General features: G+C 69.5%; 15 protein-coding genes, 1 tRNA gene and 1 pseudogene. 10 read left to right on the top strand and 7 right to left on the bottom strand.

Going from position 1 to position 19,941, the window contains the following annotated elements; all coding sequences use genetic code 11:
• Positions 1 to 109 precede the first annotated feature (109 nt).
• A complete protein-coding gene (gene hemB, locus CRV15_RS10930; RefSeq protein ID WP_003953265.1) occupies positions 110 to 1,099 on the bottom strand; it encodes a porphobilinogen synthase in 990 nt (329 codons plus the stop codon).
• A 358-nt stretch (positions 1,100 to 1,457) separates the two neighbouring features.
• On the opposite strand from hemB, the gene CRV15_RS10935 reads away from it, so the two are divergent.
• Positions 1,458 to 1,530, top strand: a tRNA-Arg gene (locus CRV15_RS10935).
• 27 nt (positions 1,531 to 1,557) lie between these two features.
• Here CRV15_RS10935 and CRV15_RS10940 read toward each other — a convergent pair.
• Both CRV15_RS10940 and CRV15_RS10945 read right to left on the bottom strand, forming a co-directional pair.
• Positions 1,558 to 1,845 carry a hypothetical protein gene (locus tag CRV15_RS10940; protein WP_003953266.1) on the bottom strand — a complete coding sequence of 96 codons (288 nt, stop codon included), beginning with the start codon at positions 1,843 to 1,845 and terminating at the stop codon, positions 1,558 to 1,560.
• Between the two features lie 408 nt (positions 1,846 to 2,253).
• A pseudogene (locus CRV15_RS10945) lies at positions 2,254 to 2,490 on the bottom strand (hypothetical protein); the annotation flags it as partial.
• 460 nt (positions 2,491 to 2,950) lie between these two features.
• Between CRV15_RS10945 and CRV15_RS10950 the strand changes: the two are divergent.
• Positions 2,951 to 3,865: a hypothetical protein gene (locus CRV15_RS10950; RefSeq protein WP_003953268.1), complete on the top strand. Its 915-nt coding sequence runs from the start codon at positions 2,951 to 2,953 to the stop codon at positions 3,863 to 3,865.
• A gap of 182 nt (positions 3,866 to 4,047) precedes the next feature.
• Here the strand turns inward: CRV15_RS10950 and CRV15_RS10955 are convergent, their stop codons facing one another.
• A complete protein-coding gene (locus CRV15_RS10955) occupies positions 4,048 to 5,043 on the bottom strand; it encodes a helix-turn-helix transcriptional regulator (protein WP_003953269.1) in 996 nt (331 codons plus the stop codon).
• A gap of 255 nt (positions 5,044 to 5,298) precedes the next feature.
• On the opposite strand from CRV15_RS10955, the gene CRV15_RS10960 reads away from it, so the two are divergent.
• From CRV15_RS10960 to CRV15_RS10975, 4 genes are all read left to right on the top strand, one after another.
• A complete protein-coding gene (locus CRV15_RS10960; RefSeq protein ID WP_009997263.1) occupies positions 5,299 to 5,538 on the top strand; it encodes a hypothetical protein in 240 nt (79 codons plus the stop codon).
• A 230-nt stretch (positions 5,539 to 5,768) separates the two neighbouring features.
• Complete coding sequence (locus tag CRV15_RS10965) at positions 5,769 to 5,960, top strand: hypothetical protein (protein ID WP_003953271.1); 192 nt, start codon at positions 5,769 to 5,771, stop codon at positions 5,958 to 5,960.
• 125 nt (positions 5,961 to 6,085) lie between these two features.
• Entirely contained in the window at positions 6,086 to 7,306 is a 1,221-nt protein-coding gene (locus CRV15_RS10970; protein WP_003953273.1) for an aggregation-promoting factor C-terminal-like domain-containing protein, read from the top strand.
• Positions 7,307 to 7,441: 135 nt separating this feature from the next.
• A complete protein-coding gene (locus CRV15_RS10975; RefSeq protein WP_003961443.1) occupies positions 7,442 to 8,731 on the top strand; it encodes a CHAP domain-containing protein in 1,290 nt (429 codons plus the stop codon).
• 252 nt (positions 8,732 to 8,983) lie between these two features.
• On the opposite strand, the gene CRV15_RS10980 is transcribed toward CRV15_RS10975, so the two are convergent.
• From CRV15_RS10980 to CRV15_RS10990, 3 genes are all read right to left on the bottom strand, one after another.
• The gene (locus CRV15_RS10980) at positions 8,984 to 10,159 is read right to left on the bottom strand and encodes a hypothetical protein (RefSeq protein ID WP_003961442.1); all 1,176 of its coding nucleotides are present in this window, start codon (positions 10,157 to 10,159) and stop codon (positions 8,984 to 8,986) included.
• A gap of 352 nt (positions 10,160 to 10,511) precedes the next feature.
• On the bottom strand, positions 10,512 to 12,407 hold the full coding sequence (locus tag CRV15_RS10985; protein ID WP_003953276.1) for a hypothetical protein: 1,896 nt from the start codon (positions 12,405 to 12,407) through the stop codon (positions 10,512 to 10,514).
• Positions 12,408 to 12,860: 453 nt separating this feature from the next.
• Positions 12,861 to 15,440 (bottom strand): D-alanyl-D-alanine carboxypeptidase, encoded by a 2,580-nt coding sequence (locus CRV15_RS10990; protein WP_003961441.1) that lies wholly within the window; start codon positions 15,438 to 15,440, stop codon positions 12,861 to 12,863.
• Between the two features lie 210 nt (positions 15,441 to 15,650).
• Here CRV15_RS10990 and CRV15_RS10995 point away from each other — a divergent pair, with 210 nt between their 5' ends.
• The 4 genes from CRV15_RS10995 to CRV15_RS11010 all read left to right on the top strand — a co-directional run bounded on the left by CRV15_RS10995 (position 15,651) and on the right by CRV15_RS11010 (position 19,938).
• Complete coding sequence (locus tag CRV15_RS10995; protein ID WP_003953278.1) at positions 15,651 to 16,370, top strand: GOLPH3/VPS74 family protein; 720 nt, start codon at positions 15,651 to 15,653, stop codon at positions 16,368 to 16,370.
• Between the two features lie 338 nt (positions 16,371 to 16,708).
• A complete protein-coding gene (locus tag CRV15_RS11000) occupies positions 16,709 to 17,569 on the top strand; it encodes a helix-turn-helix domain-containing protein (RefSeq protein ID WP_003953279.1) in 861 nt (286 codons plus the stop codon).
• Between the two features lie 207 nt (positions 17,570 to 17,776).
• A complete protein-coding gene (locus tag CRV15_RS11005; RefSeq protein WP_003953280.1) occupies positions 17,777 to 17,986 on the top strand; it encodes a DUF397 domain-containing protein in 210 nt (69 codons plus the stop codon).
• 422 nt (positions 17,987 to 18,408) lie between these two features.
• A complete protein-coding gene (locus CRV15_RS11010; RefSeq protein ID WP_003961439.1) occupies positions 18,409 to 19,938 on the top strand; it encodes a sodium:solute symporter family protein in 1,530 nt (509 codons plus the stop codon).
• Positions 19,939 to 19,941: the final 3 nt, after the last annotated feature.

Consider the following 19,941-nt stretch of genomic DNA (forward strand, 5'->3'; position numbering starts at 1 on the left):
AGGCACTGAGGCTGCCGGACGGAGCGAACGGAGGGGGCCGGGGCATGCGCCCCGGCCCCCTCCGCTGCCGCTTCCCCGGTCTCCCCTCGCAGGTGTCTCCCCTCGCAGGTCAGAGCCGGTGGGCGACTTCGGTGGCCCAGTAGGTGAGGATCATGTCGGCACCGGCCCGCTTGATGCCGGTGAGGGTCTCCAGGATCGCCTTCTCCCGGTCGACCCAGCCCTTCTCGGCGGCGGCCTCGACCATGGAGTACTCGCCGCTGATCTGGTACGCGGCGACCGGTACGGACACCGATTCGGCGATCTTGGCGAGGACGTCGAGGTAGGGCCCGGCGGGCTTGACCATGACGATGTCGGCGCCCTCGTCCAGGTCGAGCGCCAGCTCGCGCAGCGACTCCCGCACATTGGCCGAGTCCTGCTGATAGGTCTTGCGGTCGCCGGTCAGCGAGGAGCCGACGGCCTCCCGGAACGGCCCGTAGAAGGCCGAGGAGTACTTCGCGGTGTACGCGAGGATCGACACATCCTCCTTGCCGATCGTGTCGAGCGCGTCCCGGATGACACCGACCTGGCCGTCCATCATCCCGCTGGGGCCGACCATATGGACGCCCGCGTCGGCCTGGACCTGGGCCATCTCGGCGTACCGCTCCAGGGTGGCGTCGTTGTCCACCCGGCCATCGGCGTCGAGGACCCCGCAGTGCCCGTGGTCCGTGTACTCGTCCAGACAGAGATCGGACATGATCACCAGATCGTCGCCGACCTCGGAGCGCACATCGCGGATGGCGACCTGGAGAATGCCGTCCGGATCGGTGCCCGCCGTGCCCAGCGCGTCCTTCTTGGAGTCCTCCGGCACCCCGAAGAGCATGATCCCGGCGACCCCGGCCGCGCGGGCCTCGACGGCCGCCTTCCGCAGCGTGTCCCGGGTGTGCTGCACCACACCGGGCATGGCGGAGATCGGCACCGGCTCGCTGACACCCTCCCGGACAAAGGCGGGAAGGATCAGATCGGCGGGGTGCAGCCGGGTCTCGGCGACCATACGCCGCACGGCGGGGGTGGTCCGCAGCCGACGCGGCCGGGCCCCGGGGAAAGATCCATAGGCACTCATACCTCTACGCTACGCCGCGCGCGACCCCGTCCTCGCCGGGGGTCGTCCGCCCTGGGAGCGCCCGCGTCCGGTTCCGGGCGCACGACGGAGACGAAGGACGACGCCGATCCCGGCGACGCTCTCCACCGGCCCGAAACCGACCCGGGCGGCACCCCACCCCCCGCCCCGCCCCACCCGCCTCCCGGTCCGCCGTGATCTTCTCGGCAACCAGGCGCCTCATCGGCGAACACATCCGCTACGCTGTCAGAGGCCAGTAGGACCCTGCACGGCACCGCCCCGACCTTGACCGTCACCGGCTGCCAACCAGCCCCACTGCCCACGGACCCACCCGGCCGACCGGCCATGGGTACCGGCTCTTGCCTTCGTAGCTCAGGGGATAGAGCACCGCTCTCCTAAAGCGGGTGTCGCAGGTTCGAATCCTGCCGGGGGCACACTGAAGCATCAGATCGGAGGCCCTGTCACCCGCGAGGGTGGCAGGGCCTCCGGTGTCCGCTGTCGGTTCGGGTGTCCGTGTCCGTCCCGGCACACGGCTCCCGCCCGGCGCGCCGGCCCCGTTCCGCCCGCTCGGCGCGTTCGGCCCGTTCGGCCTGCTCGGCCCGTTCCCGTTCCGCGCGTTCGCCGATCACCACAGGCCCATGGTCCAGCACAGGCGGGGACCGCAGCTCCGCCCCCGCACCCACCAGCGCGGCAGCCGTGAGCACCACGGCCCCCGCGACCAGCTCCGTCCGCCCGAACCACCACACCACGGACCGCCGCCTTCCCGCTCACGGATGACCGACCACAGCTCCCGCGGCCGCCGGACGGAACAGCACACCGGGCCCACTCCCGCCGGAACGGGCCACCCCGGCACCCGGAGGAACAGCACCGGCCGTTCCCCACCCGCCCGCCGCCGGCTCCAGCATGCCGACAGCGGCACCGCCACCACATCCACCGCGGGGCCGGTCCCCCGCACCGGGAAGTCAGCACCGAGACCGACCCCCGACACGACCCCAGGGGCTTGCACCACCACCGCCCCCGGCGCCGCACAGGACCCCGGTACGGGACCGTGCCCGCACAGGACGGGACAAACCCGGACGAGACGCCCCACAGCAGACCATGACGGGATGAAACGGGACGGGGCGGGGCAGGGCGGGGCGGGGCGGGGCGGGACGCGGCTAGTCGGTCACCAGGGGCAGCAACTCCGGCAACTGCCCGTCCGACGCCTCCGCCGCCCGCGTCCGCTCCCCGGACACCTCCCCGTACAACGTCGTCCGCGACCTCGCAGGCCGCCCGGCCAACTCGGCGATCGCCACCAAATCCCTGACCGAACGGTACGAGCCATAACGAGAACCCGCCATCCGCGAAATAGTCTCCTCCATCAACGTCCCACCCAGATCATTGGCACCCGACCGCTGAAGCGATGGACGCCTTCATACAGCCGCACAGGACCCTGGCCCCGAACAACAGCTGAGCAGCATTCTGCGCCAGGTGCCCCTCCGTCGGCCTCACAGGCGGCACCCTGATGAATCAGTCCAAACGCCAGGCAACGGGGATTATTCGATTCCACTGCACTGGCACCTCAATGACATTGCAATCCCCATCATTGACACCCTTGCTGTAGCCCATTCAACTGCCGTTGAGCCCATCACCTGTCGGACCGCCCTTGAACGAAGGGCGATAAAAGACTGATACAACTCGGTGTCGACAGACCACAATCGATGCAACCGAGAAAGAAAACTTACACTTTCGGACAAATCTTGCCATATTTCAATCACTCAGCTACAGAATCAGATCGGGCCTGCAATGCTGCGCAACGAGAAATAGCGGGCTCAATTCCGTCGCACCCTTGTACAAAACCGGGAGAACTCATCCATGCGTACCAAGACAGTGCTGGTCACACCTGACATGTGCGTCAAGTGGATGAAAAACCGGGTCTGCAACTGCGTGCCGTTGCGCAGTTACAACGTCGAGAAATTTCGAGAAATCCTGCGGACGGGACAATTCCGAACGACCCATCAAGGTTTCGCGCTGGACTCACACGGTTGCCTTATCGATGGACAGCATCGAGCACAGGCCATCATCGACACAGGAATCTCCGTGACCGCACAGGTCACATACGACCTGGACCCTGACACCTTCGCCGCCATCGACGGAGGTCGTGTGCGGACCGCAGGCGATCACGTGGCCCAGGCGTCCGGCATGACGCAGAACAATGCCAACTATTACAGCGCATCGCTGAAGATCCTTCGCAATCGGGCTCAGGGCCTTCACTGGACCCGTTGGACTACGGGAAAAATCACTGCCGATGAGATCCCTGAGCTCATGTCATCATGGCCCATCCCAGAATCCCGAATCAACTACATGCTGACAAAGGGACGACAGTGCCACGCCAGCGGCACGGGACTGCTCATCAGTCACCACATCATCCTGGAAAAGTGGCCCGAGAGTGTGGTCAATCTCTTCTTCGAAGGGATCGGTGACGCAAGTCGCGATTATGTCGGAAAAGATCCCCGGGCCGTCTACACAAACACCATGCTCAATGTGAACAAAGGCGTCATCAGCAGGGACAGCGTCCAACAGGCGGCACAAGCCATCAAGGCATTCAACGCACTCGTCTCAGGTGAGACCATCGGCACTCTGAAGAAGATGAAGATGGGCGGCGTCAAGGCCAGGCGCGACCGTGAGACCGGCGAGAAGATCGAACAGCCTTACCTTGCAGATCGCTTCCCCAGCGTCATCGGCGTACAGACCATCAGCCAGAATTGGCTGAACACCGATGACCAGTAGGGCTCTGTCAGGTCTTGCCGTCGAGGCTGGTCGGGACCATGTTGGGCGGTGTGGATGCCTGTGAAGTGAGTTTTTCGAGCGGAGTTGGCGTTGGATGTCGGCCGGGGTCAGCCGGAGCCGAGCCGGTCCGCCCCGGAGCCGGGCTCCGCGCGCGCTGAGCCCCCGCACCCGCAGGGTCGGGCTCACTCCTCGTTCGGGAGCCAGCCACGCTGTACCGCTCGGACGCCCGCCTCGAAGCGGCTGCGGGCCTCAAGGCGTTCCATCAGGTCGTTGGCCATGCGGCGGGCGGTGCGGGGGGAGACGCCGAGGCGTTTGGCGACGGAGTCGTCGGTGTGGCCGTCGGCGAGGAGGTGGAGGGCAACGGACTGCTGGGGGGTGAGGCCGTGGGGGTCGCGGGTGGTGGATTCGGCCAGGGGGTGGGCGGCGGCCCAGGTGGCCTCGAAGAGGGCGCAGAGGGCGGTCAGCATGCCCTGGCCGGTGAGGACCACCGCGCCCGCCGCCGTGTTGTCGCTGCTGACCGGGATCACGGCCGTGCCGCGGTCCACGATGAGCATCCGGGTCGGCAGCGCGGCCACGGTGCGGACCTGGCCACCCAGTTCGGCCAGCCAGTTGGCGTGTTCGATGGAGGGGCGGCTGTTGCGGACACTGTCCAGGTAGATCGTCCGCATGCGTACCCCGCGCGCGAGCAGTTCCTCGTTGAGCGGGCGGGACGACGTGATCGCCGATTCGGTCAGCGCGGAGTCGGGTGAGAAGGCCATCAGCTCCTCCTTCAGCTCCCGGGTCAGCACGACGAGCCGGTCGCGTACGGCGTCGAGGCCGATGAGCTGTTCCACGCCCGGGTGCGGGGTCGCGGGGCGCAGCTCCGCGTACTCGGAGATCAGCTGGGCCGCCGCCGCGCGGGACGCTTCGAGGCGCTGCTGTTCGGCGGCCAGCTCGGCCTGGCGGCGGGCCATCAGGATCTCCATGCCGATGTCCGGGGAGACCACCCGCAGCCGGCCCTCGTCCTCGGCCGAGGCCCGGACGAGGGCCAGCTCGCTGAGTTCGTCGAGGGCCTCGCGCACCTCCGCCTCGGAGTCGCCGGTCGTGGCCGCGATCGCGGCCACCCCGGCCCGTGGATGCAGCAGCATCGCCCGGTAGACGGATTCGGCCGCAGCACTCAGCCCAAGGCCCGTGAGCATGAGGTCCCCCCTCGGTGTCAAACACGATCACACGTTGTCGATCATCGCAGAAAGTGGCTCATATCTGTGCAGAAAATGCACCGGCGCACGCCGTGATAACGGGCGGCGGACGGGCCGTTTCCGGCCCTGGCCCGAATCGGCCAGCGCTCAGGGCGAGTTCACCCCTGACGAGGGCCCGACCCTGGGGGGATGTACCTCGTCCACGCGCGCTTTGAGACTCCGCCGGACACGGAGATCCCATTTGATCTGCGGCAATTGAGCCGTTCTCTGCTCACCGACGAAGACCGGATCGAGCATCTGTCCGTGCACCGGCGTCCGCCCCGGCACTTCGTCCTCGGCTTCTATCTGGTGGCCGGATCGCTCGCGGAGGCGGAGAGCCGGGCCGAACGGGTGAGCCGACGGCTGCTCGACAGCGGGAGGCTGCCCTCCGCACGACTGCTGAAGGCCGAGGCTCCGCTGCTCCGGCCCGAGCTGTTCGGCTCCGGCACCTCCTGACCGGGGCCGCGGACGGCCGGAAACGGCCCCGGAACGGCCTCGCTGGCCGCAACCGTCCACGTCCTATTCGGTCCAGCCGAATCCTCTTCTCACCCCGTTGAGCTGCGGCTTAGCTAGTGATCACCGGAACGGGGGCGCCAACCGCGGGGCGCTCACAGCACCGGGAATCCGCACTCTCCGCCGTCGCACGGACCTCCTGACGGCCACCCCCCGAAAGGACCTCAGCAGTCATGAGCGCCACCCGTATCGCCCAGGCCACCGCGGTCGCCGCCTTCGTCCTCGCCCTCGGTACCCCGGCCGTCGCCTCCGCCGCCGGACACTCCGCCCCGGTCCGCGCCACCTCGGTGACGGCCCTTCAGCCCTCGTTCACGACGAACGACATGAGCTGGCAGATCGCTCCGTACGACATGAGCTGGCAGTAACCGGCCCCGGGCGGCCCTGAGCGCCGCGCGCCGAGCGCCCGCGCACCCCGGCCCGCCCCCGCGTCACCGCCGCCGCATCGCCGATCACCGATCACCGATCACCACACCCGTACGCCGTACGCCGTATGCCCGAGGGGAACCCCGTGCCCGCCATCCGTCCCGCCCTCCGTGCCGCCACCGGCGCGCTGCTCTCCGGTGCCGTCGGCGCCGGACTCCTCACCGCCGCCACCGTCGCCACCGCCCCGGCCGCCCAGGCCGCGACCTCCTGCTCCGGCACCGCCTCCGTGTACGGAATCCTCGACGACGGCCGGCTCACCTTCAGCGCCATCAACCCCGCTCGGGGCGACCTCACCAAGGTCCGGATCGGTCCCGACCTCGGTTTCACGCCCAAGGCGATGGCCACCCTGAACTTCAACACCGTCCTGGTGACCTCCACCGCGGGCGCCCTCTACCGGGTCGATGTCCTGACCAACAACAACGCCCTGGAACTCTCCGGCGTCGAGAAGATCGCCGACAGCGGCTGGACCCACGACAAGCTGACCTACGACGGCCATGGCCACCTCTACGGCACCACGTCCGACGGGACGCTGCTCCAGTACCTCGTCTCCCAGGACAAGCCGCAGGGCTCCCAGCACATCGGCCAGCGCAAGGAGATCGGCAGCGGCTTCGTCCTCAAGACCCTCACCGCCGCCGGTGACGACCGGCTGCTCGCGACGACCTCCACGGGCGCGCTCTACTCGTACAAGATCAACAGCGCTGGCGCCTGGGACCGCGACGATCTGAAGACGAGCGGCTGGTCCGCCTTCGACCAGCTGGTCTCGCCCGGCGGCGGGCTCTACTACGGCCGGATGGGCACCACGGGCGCCATGTACTGGTACAAGGACGCCAACCCGAACGACGGCAGCGGCAGCGACATCACGTACCACAACGACGACCCGGTGAACACGGACGGCTGGACGCAGAAGCTGCTCTCGGCGCAGCCGAACACGTTCAAGTGCACCACCACCGCGCCGGAGACCGTCGACCGCGACAACATCGCGCAGGTCAAGGCCGCGGGCCGGAATCTGATGGCCCAGCGGAACAGCGCCTGGAACACCGCCGCGCAGTGGAGCTGCCTGGAGCGGCTCTGGGACAAGGAGAGCGGCTGGCGCTGGAACGCGGACAACCCCTCCTCCGCCGCGTACGGCATCCCGCAGGCCAACCCCGGTTCGAAGATGGGCCTCATGGGCGCGGACTGGGCGACCAACCCGCTGACCCAGATCAAGTGGGGTCTGTACTACATCGAGAACCGCTACGACAGCCCCTGCGGCGCCTGGAACTTCTTCCAGAACAACAACTGGTACTGAGCCCCGGGACCGCCCTCGGCCCCGAGTGCACACCGCGCCCCGCGCCCCCGGCTCATCCCGTACCGCTCCGCACACCCTCATCGACTTCGGCCCGCCACACCCCGGTCAGGGCTGCCCAGAACCTGGAGACGCCAGATGTTCCCGACGTCCAAGAAGCTCCGCACCACCGTCGCCGGACTCGCCCTGACGGCCGCCTCGATGGGCCTCGTCACCGCCACCGGCGCGCAGCCCGCCGTCGCCGCCGAGGTCTGCACCGGCACCGCCTCCGTGTACGGGATCCTCGGCGACGGGCGGCTGACCTACTCCGCCATCAACACCAAGGGCGACCGGCTCAAGACGCTGATCGGCCCGGACCTGGGCTTCACGCCCAAGGCGATGGCCACGCTGAACTTCAACACGATCCTGGTGACCTCCACCGCGGGCGCCCTCTACCGCGTGGATGTTCTGACCAACAACAACGCCCTGGAACTCTCCGGCGTCGAGAAGATCGCCGACAGCGGCTGGACCCACGACAAGCTCGCCTACGACGGCTACGGCCACCTCTACGGCACCACCGCCGCCGGAAACCTGCTCCAGTACCTCGTCTCCCAGGACAAGCCGCAGGGCTCCCAGCACATCGGCCAGCGCAAGGAGATCGGGACCGGCTTCGTCCTCAAGACCCTCACCGCGACCGGCAAGGACCGGCTGCTGGCCACCGCCGCCGACGGCCGTCTCCTCTCGTACAAGATCATCGGCTCCGCCTGGAAGCGGGACGACCTGAAGAACGACGGCTGGTCCGCCTTCGACGAGCTGACCTCCTCCGGCGGCGGCTTCTACTTCGGCCGGATTCCGACCACGGGCGCCATGTACTGGTACAAGGACGGCAATATCTCCGACGGCAGCGGCAGCGACATCGTCTACCACACCAACGACCCGGTCGACACGTCCGGCTGGACCCAGAAGCTGCTCTCCGCCGCGCCCGACACCACCTCCTGCAAGCAGGTCAACACCCTCGGCCAGGACATAGCCGCCGACGCCAACCGCGAGGTCGGCAACAACTTCAACGACTTCGACTTCAACCACGCCCGTGCCTGGTGCGCCGAGTTCGTCGAGTACATCTGGGCGGGCAACAGCGTCGACCACTCCCGTGAGCTGGACGCCCGAGCCATCAGCCTCAAGGAGTACGGCCAGAGGCACGGCACCTACCGGACCAGCGGCCCCAAGGTCGGCGACGCGGTGCTCTACGACGTCGACCGCAACCTGAACGACGGCGAGGCCGACCACGTCAACATCGTCGTCGCGGTCTCGGCGGACGGGACGCAGATCCAGACCGTCGGCGGCAACGAGAGCGGCAAGGTCTCCAAGGCCGGCTGGTTCAACTGGGACACCGCCTCCAGCCCGGTCGGCGCCGGACCCGTCCTCGCGTTCGTCTCCCCCAAGGGCTGATATCAGCCAGAGGGACCCGGCCCCAACCGGGCTCCCTCTCCCCAGGCCCGCGTCGCCCCTCCGGGTGGCGCGGGCCCTTCGCGCGAGCGCTTCGCCCCTGCCCACGCCGGTGCTCGGCGCAGACCCTCCTCGCGGACCCTCCACGCCGGTGGTCCGCGCGGGCCCTCCGCGGGGACGCTCCCCGCGCTGCCGCCGGACCGTCCGCCCCGGCCCGGTCCCGGACACGCGGCCCGGACCGCTGGGCCCGGACCGTTAGGCCGCCGTCCGGCAGTCCGCCCTGATCTGCGCCGCCGCGTGGTGCCCGCCCTCGCGGCCCTCGCCGCGGTCCAGCAGCCGCACCGTCAGATGCCGGTCGCTCACCAGGGCGCCGGGGACGACCACGCGGTCGCCCCGCCGGGAGACCTGGTCGATCTCGAAGGTCTGGATCGGCCCGCCGCCCTCGACCGGGGCGGCCATGACCTGGTAGACGGACGGGGCGCCCGCCACGTCCCGGTCGCGCTCGCCCCGGGGGACGACGACCGTCAGGGAGCACTCGCGGTAGCCGCTGCCGACGTACCACGCCCAGATCGCCGAGCCGCCGCTGTCCTGGTGCGCGCGGCCCGACATGGGCAGCGCGCTGAAGCGCCCGTCGCAGCCGTGGCCCCGGTGCCCGCCCTGCGGACGGGCGTACCAGCCGCGGTCGCCGTCCTGGTAGCGGCCGTGCTCGCGGTAGCGTCCGCCGCCGGTGCAGCCAGGACCCGCCCAGGCCGAGTACGCGCCCCGCAGTGGCTGGACGGACGCGGAGCCACCCTCGGAACCAGAACCAGGACCAGAACCAGAACCGGAGCCGGAACCGGAACCGGAGCCGGAGCCGGGACCGCCGGAGGCACCCGGGCCTGAGCCGCCCGCACCGCCCGCCGCCCCGGTGGACGGCCGTTCGGGGACAGCGTCCGGCAGCCCCGCCGCTCCCGGCGTTCCCGAGGTCTCCGACGCCTCGGCGGGCGGCTCCACCGGAGCCGCGGACGGGGAGAGCGGGCCCCCGCGGCCCCCGGCGCTCCCGCCCTCACGGTCGCCCGAGCCCGCCGTGCCCAGGGCCGAGCCCGCCGCGAGACCGGCGGAAACGGAGGCGGAAGCGGACCCTCCGGCCGAGCGCCCGGCGGGCGGCGAGGGCTCGATCCGCTGCGGAACCCCGCCGAGGCCGCCCAGACCGCCCAGACTCTCGGGGAGCAGCCCCGGGTCCTTCGGCGCGCCCGCCCTGGCCCGCGGGGACTCGCCGCCGCGCAGGGTCATCACCGAGGCGGCCAGCGCGAGCGCCGTCAGGACGACACCGCCGACCAGCAGGATCTTCCCCGTCCGGGAGAGCAGCGCGAACCGTCCGAGCACCGTGTCACGGGCCGCCCAGTCACCGGCTCCCGGGCCCGGAGGGGCTCCGCACACCGGGCATCGCATCCCCGGCAGCGTGCCACCGGGGCCACCGCATCGTTCGCACGCCATCTCACACCTGGACTACGTAGACCGACTGTTCGGTATGGCTCAGAAATCGTGTCCACTATGCATGAGGAGACCGTGGGCCGACAGGTGTTAACGCCGGTAAGCCCTGGGGGAGTTCACCCGCTTCTCCCCGTCCGCACCACAGTCCCCACCGCCTCGGCCTCCTCGGACCGCGCCCGCGCGCCGGAGTGCCCCAGGGCACCTCGCGGCGCCTCGGAGCCGCCTCACGGCGCATCGGGGCGGGGCCCCGGAGGCCGGGGCCCGGACACGTCCGAGCCTGTCATGGCCGGTCCGTGCCCACCAGAGCCCATCAGGGCAGTTCCTGGCGCATCTCCTCCGGGCACGGCGTGCCGCGCTGTATGTCGTACGGGGCCGCGAGCCGGTAGGTCCCGGCGCGGGGGGCGACCAGCTCGGTCCACTCGTCGCCCTCGTCGTCCTCGTCCAGCTTGATCAGACAGCCACCCGGATTGGTGAACGACTTGGGTGACCCCTCGGGCCGCTGCTGGGACTCCTCGGTCTCCTCCGGGCTCTCGACCTTGTCGCCCTTCTCGTCGACGAGGCTCAGCCAGGGCGAGTACGGAATCCTGATCCGCACCCGGCCCTCCTGCGCGACCCGGATGCGGACCTCGCCCGCGGTCGCCTGCTCCACCGTGGCCGGGGGGTCCGCCATCGGGACCGGGTCGCGCACCTTGAAAAGCTGCCAGTTCGCGTCGCCCCAGATCCGTTCCAGATAGGGCAGCCCGCCCTGGACCAGCTCCGCCTCCCGCTCGGCCCCGACATCGGGCGTGCCCTCGGGCAGCACGACATAGCGGACGGCCCAGCGCTCCAGCCAGGCGCGGTAGTCCACGGCGGTGAGCGGGTTCTCCTTGTCGTAGAAGATCGCGTTCCGCTCCATGTCGGCCTGTCGGTTCCAGCCGCGCGCCAGATGGACGTACGGGGCGAGCGCCGACGCCTCCCGGTGGCTGCTGGCGGGGACCACCTCGACCCGGCCCTTCTCCGCGTCGACCTCCTGGAGCTTGTTGACCAGCGGCGCCAGCTCGAAGTTCCAGGACGCGGTGGGGGCCGTCCGCAGGATGTCGTCGACCCCCTTGAAGCCGACCCAGACGTTCATCCCCACCACGGCGAGAACCAGCGCGTACCACTTCCGGGAGCGCGGCACGGTGTACGGAAGGACCGCGAGCAGCGCCACCCCGGCGAAGAGCATCGGCAGCCGGGAGATGTTCGAACCGATCTGGGAATCTATCGCCCAGGCGAGGAAGACCCCGAGGGCGTAGACGCCGGAGGCCACCTTGACCGTGCGCCACTCCTTCGGGACGAGGAGGCAGACCAGCACGCCGTAGACGAAGGGCAGGGACGAGGACGCGATCGACATCGGCTGGGTGCCGGAGAAGGGGAACAGCCAGGCCGAGAGCCCCACGACCGCGACCGGCGGCAGCCCGATGGCGTACGCGCCGGGCCTGCGGCCGTTGAGGAAGAGCGCGGCGGCGACCACCCCGAGGAAGAGTCCGGCGACCGGGCTGGACGCGGTGGCGAGCGCGGCGAGCGGGGCGGCGACGGCGCCCTTCGCCCAGCGGTGGTACCGCCAGCGGTGCGGCCAGCAGAAGACGGCGGCGACGGCGCCGACCGCGAACATCATGCCGAGGCCGAAGGTGACCCGGCCCGACAGCGCGTTGCAGAGGAAGGCGAACACCCCGGCGAGCGCGCAGGCCAGCGGATTGCGCACGGCCCGCAGCCGCACCAGGATCAGCGCCGTCAGGGCCGCCGACACGGTGCCCGCGACCATCATGGTCGGCCGGACACCGATGACCGACATCAGATAGGGCGAGACGACGCTGTACGAGACGGGGTGCATCCCGCCGTACCAGGCGAGGTTGTACGCGGAGTCGGGGTGGCGGCCGACGAACTCGGCCCAGGCGTCCTGGGCGGCCAGATCGCCGCCGCTGTTGGCGAAGAAGAAGAACCAGAGCACATGGGTGAAGGCCGCGACCGCGGTCGCGACCAGGACGGGGCGGCGCGACAGCCGGTCCCGGGCGTCGGCGAGGACTCCGGCGGCGCCCGGCCCTCTGCGGTCGGGGCCTCCCGGCTCCCCCGCCTGCGGTGCCGTCCCCTGTATTCGGGGTCCGGCCGGTCCGGCGCTGCCCGTGGACCCCGCGGGTCCGGTACGGGTGCTGTGGCCGTCCGTCCGGACCGGCTCAGCGGTACTCACTGCGACTCTCCCCGTCTCCCGGTCCGGTGTCTTCCTCGCCCGGCTGTCCTCGTTCGGTCACGACTGCCTTCGTCCGGATGCTCTCACCCGGCCGCCCTTGCCCGACCGCTCTCGTCCGGTCACTTTCGCCCCTGCCGGCGCGGCCGCCACTTCCACCCGAATGCATCAGATTCCATCCAATTGCATCCGATATTGTCCGATGGAAACGGGTGTGATCAAATCCGTCCGTCATCACCCCGGCGTGACCCCGTCCGGGCGGCGCCTCCCGGCACACCGCACCGGCGGTCTCCCCCGCCGCCCGGGATGCCGCCCTTCGGTCAAGGACGCCGTCCCCGCCGTCCAGGTTGACAGGACCGATCGAACTGACGGACCAACCGAACTGATCGGACGCTAACACGAGGGCGCCCCGGTGAACCGGGACGCCCTGGCGCGAAAACCGGTGATAACCGCGGCTCAGCCGATCCGTGTCAGCTTGTCCAGGACTCCGGGCTCCACCAGCTCCCGCTGGAGCGCGACCGGCGCGGTCAGCCGCCCCTCACCGGTGCCGACGGTGATCCGGCCCACGACGTCCCCGGCGGCCCCGGTGCCGGGCACGGGACTGCCCGCGCCGTCGATCGAGATCTCCGCCCGGTGGCCCGCCCAGCCGATCGCCTTCAGATCCTCCGTGGCGACCACCGGGGTCGTGCCCCCGAGACCGTCGTCCACCCGGCCGACCACGGTGCCCTTCTTGATCACCGTGTCGGAGGTCACGGCCTGCTGCGCCGCCTCGATCACCCGGATGCTGTGGTCGACGGCCAGCTCCAGCTTCTCGTCGAGCCTGCCCGCGTCATGGACGTCGAAGGTCGCCCCGTAGACCCGGTGGATCTCCCCGTCGACCTCCGCATTGGCCGACCAGAGCAGATTGCCGCCCGCCGGGGTGGACGAACCCGTCTTGATCCCGCCGACACCGTCCAGGAGCAGGGCCTTGTCGGCGCTGTTGTAGATGGTCCGCTCTATCCCCGGCACCTTGAGCTTCGTGGTGTTGACGATCTCCCGGAAAACCTCGTCCTGCATCGCCGCCTCCGCCAGCTTGAGCTGGTCGAGCGGGGTGGACACGGTCGTGCTCCGCAGCCCGCTCGGGTCGGTGTAGACGGTGTCCTTCATCCCGAGGTCGTCCGCGGCGGCCTGCATCTTCTTCACGAACGCGGCCTCGGACCCGGCGTGCCAGCGGGCCAGCAGCCGGGCCACGTTGTTCGCGGACGGGATCATCAGCAGTTCGAGGAGCTGCCGCTGGGTGTACTTCTGCCCGGCCTTGACCTCGACGACGGACTCGCTGTTCTTGCCGGAGTGGTACTCGTCCTCGGTCCGCTGGTCGATGGTGATCCGGTCGCCCTGCCCCTTCCCGGTGAGCGGCTTCTCCCGGAGGATCACATACGCGGTCATCGCCTTGGTGACGCTGGCGATCGGCCGGGGCTTCTGGTCGCCGTAGGTCGCGACGGTTCCGACGCCGTCCACGGCCACCGCACCCTGGCCCTCACCCGGGAACTTCAGATCGACGGCATCGCCCTTGAAGGTGAACGCCGGGTCCCCGCTGAGCTTCAGCTCGGGCGCGGGAAGCGGGCGCAGCACCTGGGCGACGGCGAGGACGATCAGGAGGAGGACGACCAGCGGCGTCCAGATCTTGACCCGTCGCACCACCGCGCGGAACGGGGTGAGCGGGGTGTTCGTGAGCTGGGCGAGCAGATCGAGCGGGGGGAGCGGCTGCTGACTGGTCCGCTCGGGGTCGGCGGTCGCCGCGGCACCCGTGGCCTCGGCGGCTCCTCCGCTCTTCTCCGGCCGCTTCCCGGCCCCTGGCTTCTCCTCGACGGGCTTCTCGACGGGCTCCTCAGCGGACTTCTTCCCGCCGGGCCTCTCCTCCGGCTTCGCCCCCGCCGTCTTCCCCGAGCGCTCGGACCCGGGGGTCGCGGGCGCGGCGCCAGAGGTTTCGTTCCTGCTCCGGGGCACGGCCGGACGCCGGATGTCGTCGGTCCGCAGCGGGACGAACGTACTCGTCCGCTCGGCGTCCGTCTCGGTGTCCGTCTCAGTGTCCTTCTTCTTCCCGGCGTCCTTCCGGGCGTCCTTCGCGACGCCCTTCGCGGGGTCCCCCTCGGAGCCGCCCTTGTCCTCCTCGGTCCCGCCGGGGGCCTTCTCCACGGCCTTGTCCGCGGCTTTGTCCGCCGCCGCTCCCTTCGCGGCCTTCGCGGCCTTCGCACCCTTCGCGCCGGAGTCCGGCTCCGCACGGGGGGCCGGAGGCGTGCGCAACGCGGTGGTGGGGTGGTCGACGACCCGCCCGGCGGCCGACGCCGCCTTCGCCGTCGCCTTCGCGACGGGCTTCGTCTCCTGGGCGTCGTCCTCGGCCGGGCCCGGCTCGCTCCCCGCCTCCGGCTCGTCCTTCTTCACGTCCGGGTCCGGCTCGACGTCCGGCGCCGCGTCCTTGACGTCCGGCTCGTCCTTCTTCACGTCCGGCTCGGCGTCCTTGACGTCCGGGGCGGCCTCGGCGTCGGGCTCGGCGGCGGCCTTGCCCTCGCCCGGGGCGGCGGGCCCATCGCCGGAGCCCTCGGCCTTCCCGGCCTCGCCACCCGTAGCGCCCTGGTCGGCCTGGTCGGTCTCGCCGCCCTTGCCGGGGCGCCGCCGTATCTCGGGCAGCACCGCCGTCTCCTCGGCGGCGGCCCCGGGCAGTACCGCGGTCTCCACCGTGCGGTCCGCGGCGGAGCTGTCGCGGTCGCCCTCGCGCCCGCCGTCGTCACGCCCGTCGCCCGCCGACGCCACCCACGCCGCCACGGCGGACCTCAGCTCACGGTCGGCGTCCGCCGAACCCGTCTCCGTGCCGGACTCCCGCGCGAGCACCTCCGGAGCGTCCGGCGCATCCGTGGTGTCCGGCGTGTCGGACGCGTCCGACCGGTCGGCCATGGCAAGTCTCGGGTCGGCGCCGCCGTTCGCCGTCCCCCCCGACGGCTTCCGCTGCTCCGACCTGTCGGGGGACTCGCCCGCCACCGTGCCTCCTCCATCAGTCATGCGCCGCCGCCCTGCGTACGCACCGACGGGCGCCGGATACCGGCGGCCCGTGTTGTCCGAACCATCTATCAGTGTCCTGTGTGGGAGCCCGGCCCCTGTGGTGAGACGAGAACGACATACCTACTGGTTCCCATCCAAAGCGCACAGGCACTCTCGACAGACCAATGTGAGAGGCGTCACCCTGTCATTCATCCACGCGGGGAGGCATGGATGGGCAGGAGCCGCAGAACACTTCCGGAGGAGCTTCTGTTGCTCGCTCTGGACCCGACCACGGGTACCACAGCGCAGCCGCAGTCGCTCGACCTCGGCCTGGCCGGAGCCCAGCTAGTGGAGCTGGCACTGGCAGGACGGATAGCCCCAGACGGGGATCGTATCGCCGTGGTGATGCCACGGCCGACCGGAGATCCGACCTTGGACTCCGCACTGGAGCTGCTGCGCAGACGCGGCAGCCCGGTCCGGGCCGTCCACTGGATCGGCGGGCCCCGACTGGGGCTGCGTCAGATCTATCTTCTGCACCTGGAACGGTGCGGCATGGTGCATGCCGTGGCGGGCCAGATGTGCGGAGTGCTGCCGACGACGCGCTATCAGGCGACCGACACGGCGATCAGCCGCGACATCCGTTCACGGCTGGACAGCGCGATCCGCACCGGGGTGCCGCCGGACCCCCGGACCGCGGCGCTCGCCGCCCTGGCCCACGCGGTCGGGCTCGGCAAGCACCTGTACCCCGGCAATGAGGGCCGTTCCTCGCGATCCCGGCTGCGGGATCTCATCCGGCACGACCCCATGGGCGGTCTCGTGGCGCACGCCGTCATGGACGTCCAGAACGGTGTGGCCGCGCAGCCACGCCGGGCGCCCGCGACGAACGGCCGGCAGCCGGCCGTCTCGATGCAGGCCCGCCGCGGTGGCATGGTCCGCGTCGCTGCGCACTGAATCTCACGAATCTCACCCGGATTTCCACATCTTTCTCTCGCACCGACCCCGTACCGTGATGCCATCGGACTCCGGTACCGGAACCGTCGCGCGCTCCACACGGTGGCCGCGCCATGACACGAACCGCCGATCGGTCCGGACAGCGCTTCGACTGTCCGGACCGACTCGGCGAGGACACGAGCCGATACGAGCGTCCGTACGAGAATTCCCGTGCGGAGCCCGGCGGATGATGTCATGAATGTGGCCCGTGTGGCGATTCCTCAGCGCGCTCACGCGGTTTGGTGGCAGTCTGCTGAGCAGTACATACGCTCAGCTAAACAGCCGGAGGTGCAGTTTCCGTGGCGTCCAACGTCAATCCCACCGTCAGGAGACGCCGATTGGGCCTGGAGCTGCGCCGGCTCCGCGAGCTGAAAGGCATGACCGCCGAAGAGGTGGCAGAGCGCCTCCTGGTGTCACAGTCGAAGATCAGCCGCCTGGAGAACGGGCGCCGCTCCATCAGTCAGCGTGATGTCCGCGACCTCTGCGGAGTGTACGAGGTCGACGACCACCGTATCGTCGACTCACTCATGCAAATGGCCAAGGACTCGCGTCAGCAGGGCTGGTGGCATGCCTTCGGCGATATCCCCTACAGCGTCTACATCGGTCTGGAGACGGACGCGGCGAGCCTTCGGGTCTACGAGCCGCAAGTGGTGCCGGGGCTGCTCCAGACCCGGCCGTACGCCGAGTCGCTGATCGCCGGGGCGCTCCCGGAGAGCAGCACCGCCGATATCGAGAAGCGGGTCAGTGTGCGCATGCGCCGCCAGGACCGGGTGCACGCGGAGGAGCTTCCGCTGCGGCTGTGGGCCGTGGTGGACGAGGCCGCGCTCCACCGGATCGTGGGCGGCAAGGCGCTCATGCGCGAACAGCTGGAGTATCTGATCGAGCTGTCCCGGCTGCCGCATGTCACCGTTCAGGTACTGCCGTTCGAGATGGGCGCCCATCCGGGCATCAACGGTCAGTACGCGATCCTTGAATTTCCCGATGCGACCGATTCGAGCGTGGTGTATATCGAAGGCGTCACCAGCGACCTCTATCTGGAGAAGGCCAACGATGTCCACAAGTACACGGTCATGTACGAGCATCTGCGCGCCCAGGCGCTGAATGCCGACCAGTCGCGGGCTTTCATCGAGAACATCGCCAAGCGGTACACGATGCTATGAGGAAGTCCGGGGAATCACTCCGGAAGCCGGTGCGCGGGGGCGCGCAAGGTACACCCCCGCCACCGGCTGCGGAAGGGACGTCCGGAATATGCCATCCGACCGAGTGAAACCATGCCTCACCGGGCAGTTGTGGCGAGTAGCGTCCACCGCATCAAGCACCGGCAAAATCGTTGGTGCACTCACATCACTCGCCGAAGCGGAGCGGAAATGGCAATCATCGAAGGAGCCACGGAGTCCTGGACGAAGTCCTCGTACTCCGGGGGCAACGGGGCTTGCGTGGAAGTCAAGTCCCCGGTCACCCGGGCGATTTCCGTGCGGGACTCCAAGGTCACGGCCGGTGCGGAGCTGACCTTCGTCCCCGGCTCGTGGAACGCGTTCGTGGGCGAGGTGGGCCGGGGCTCGTTCGACCTCGGCTGAGCCACCCGAGCTCGATCGAGCCACCGGAGTAGTACGCGCCCGTCGGCGCGACACTGACAGAGCCCTCTCGACTGGTCCGCCGTCCCGGCCGAGGGGGCTCGGCGCTGTCCGCGGCCTGGTCCGCGGGCTTTTTTCGTATGCGTCTGCCGCACCCTCCTTCACCGTCCACCGCCTGACGAAGTGCCCGCTCATCGTGGGTGCCCCGGTGTGAGCGGGACAACAACCCCGTTGGTCAAGAAGAAGTAAAATCGTTCTGCTTTCTGACTCCTGTTCACATACTTGACCTACTGCCCTCTTGACCGCCCCTCTCCCCCAGGGGTTCAATCCCCGCTAGCCCCCATCCCGTACGGGGGCACCGCTGAACTGACGTCTGACGGAGTGCACTGCCGGTCGTTCACAAGGCGGACCCCAGGAGGGGGCAGATGAACAGTCTCGACTGGACCGTGCTCATCGGCTACTTCGGTGTGATGGTCGCGATCGGGCTCTGGTCGCACAAACGGGTCGACAACGTCAGCGACTTCTTCACCGCGGGCGGCAAGATGCCCTGGTGGCTGTCGGGCATCTCGCACCACATGTCCGGCTACAGCGCGGTGATGTTCACCGGCTACGCCGGTATCGCCTATACCTATGGCGTCACATCCTTCGTGACCTGGTCCCTCCCCATCGCCATCGGCATCTACATCGGTTCCACGCTCTTCGCCCCCCGGCTGAACCGGCTCCGGTCCCGGCTCCATGTGGCCTCTCCGCTGGAGTATCTGAAGAACCGGTACAACCTGAAGACACAGCAGGCCCTCGCCTGGTCCGGCGTGCTGCTGAAGATCGTGGACGTGGGTGCCAAATGGGCGGCCATCGCCACCCTGCTCTCCGTGTTCACCGGTATATCGCTCAACCAGGGCATCCTGATCACCGGTGTGATCACCGGTGTCTACTGCACCATCGGCGGGCTGTGGGCCGACGCCCTCACCGAACTCGGCCAGTTCATCATCCAGTTGTTCGCCGGGCTCGCCATGCTCTTCGCCGTCATGAGGGAACTCGACGGCTTCAGCACCCTGTGGACCATCTGGGACGAGCCCCAGCTCCAGGGCCATGCCGAACCCACCGCCGGCCCCTACACCGTGACCTTCCTCCTCGCGTTCCTCTTCATCAAGACCTTCGAGTACAACGGCGGCATGTGGAACCAGGCCCAGCGGTACATGGCCACCGCCAACGCCCGCGAGGCCACCCGCTCCGCCCGGCTCTCCGCGGTGCTCTGGTTCGTCTGGCCGCTGGTCCTCTTCTTCCCGATGTGGTGCGCGCCGCTGCTGGTGAAGACGGAGAAGCCGGACGCCTCCGACAGCTACGCCCTGATGACCGAGCAACTGCTGCCGCACGGCCTGCTCGGCCTGGTCATCGTCGGTTTCTTCTCGCACACGATGGCCATGTGCTCCTCCGACGCCAACGCCATCGCCGCCGTCTTCACCCGGGACATCGCCCCGGTGCTCTCGAAGAAGGCCCGCTCCTGGACCGAGCAGGCCGGACTGATCGCGGCGCGCTGGTCGACCATCGCGTTCCTGGCCCTGTCGATGGCCATCGCCACCCAGGTCAACTCGCCCACGTTCAAGGACATCATCACCGTCGTGATCAAGTGGGTCGCCGGGCTGATGGGCCCGATCGCCATCCCCTTCATGCTCGGCATGCTCCGCTCCTTCCGCCGCTCGGGACCGACGGCGGCGCTCACCAGCTGGGCCGCCGGGCTGCTCGCCTTCTTCCTGGTCAACTATGAGCTGAACGGCGACCAGCGGACCGATATCGCGCTCCAGTACCAGGTCTCCGTACCGCTGGCGATCTCGCTGGTGCTGTACATCGCGATCGGCTTCCTGAAGCCGGAGAACACGGCGGAACGGGACGCGCTCATCGAACGGATCAACACGGACGGGGACGAGGCCGAGGCGCCGGGGACGGTGCGGCGGTAGCCG

Origin of the sequence: Streptomyces clavuligerus (genome assembly GCF_005519465.1) — a bacterium.
Classification (GTDB): domain Bacteria; phylum Actinomycetota; class Actinomycetes; order Streptomycetales; family Streptomycetaceae; genus Streptomyces; species Streptomyces clavuligerus.

Excerpts from the sequence above, each read along its gene's own strand:
- CRV15_RS10990 (WP_003961441.1), bottom strand. The coding sequence starts at position 15,440 with ATGACTGATGGAGGAGGCACGGTGGCGGGCGAGTCCCCCGACAGGTCG.
- hemB (WP_003953265.1), bottom strand. The coding sequence starts at position 1,099 with ATGAGTGCCTATGGATCTTTCCCCGGGGCCCGGCCGCGTCGGCTGCGG.
- CRV15_RS10955 (WP_003953269.1), bottom strand. The coding sequence starts at position 5,043 with ATGCTCACGGGCCTTGGGCTGAGTGCTGCGGCCGAATCCGTCTACCGG.
- CRV15_RS10965 (WP_003953271.1), top strand. The coding sequence starts at position 5,769 with ATGAGCGCCACCCGTATCGCCCAGGCCACCGCGGTCGCCGCCTTCGTC.
- CRV15_RS10980 (WP_003961442.1), bottom strand. The coding sequence starts at position 10,159 with ATGCGATGCCCGGTGTGCGGAGCCCCTCCGGGCCCGGGAGCCGGTGAC.
- CRV15_RS10970 (WP_003953273.1), top strand. The coding sequence starts at position 6,086 with ATGCCCGAGGGGAACCCCGTGCCCGCCATCCGTCCCGCCCTCCGTGCC.
- CRV15_RS10995 (WP_003953278.1), top strand. The coding sequence starts at position 15,651 with ATGGGCAGGAGCCGCAGAACACTTCCGGAGGAGCTTCTGTTGCTCGCT.
- CRV15_RS11010 (WP_003961439.1), top strand. The coding sequence starts at position 18,409 with ATGAACAGTCTCGACTGGACCGTGCTCATCGGCTACTTCGGTGTGATG.
- CRV15_RS11005 (WP_003953280.1), top strand. The coding sequence starts at position 17,777 with ATGGCAATCATCGAAGGAGCCACGGAGTCCTGGACGAAGTCCTCGTAC.
- CRV15_RS10950 (WP_003953268.1), top strand. The coding sequence starts at position 2,951 with ATGCGTACCAAGACAGTGCTGGTCACACCTGACATGTGCGTCAAGTGG.
- CRV15_RS10975 (WP_003961443.1), top strand. The coding sequence starts at position 7,442 with ATGTTCCCGACGTCCAAGAAGCTCCGCACCACCGTCGCCGGACTCGCC.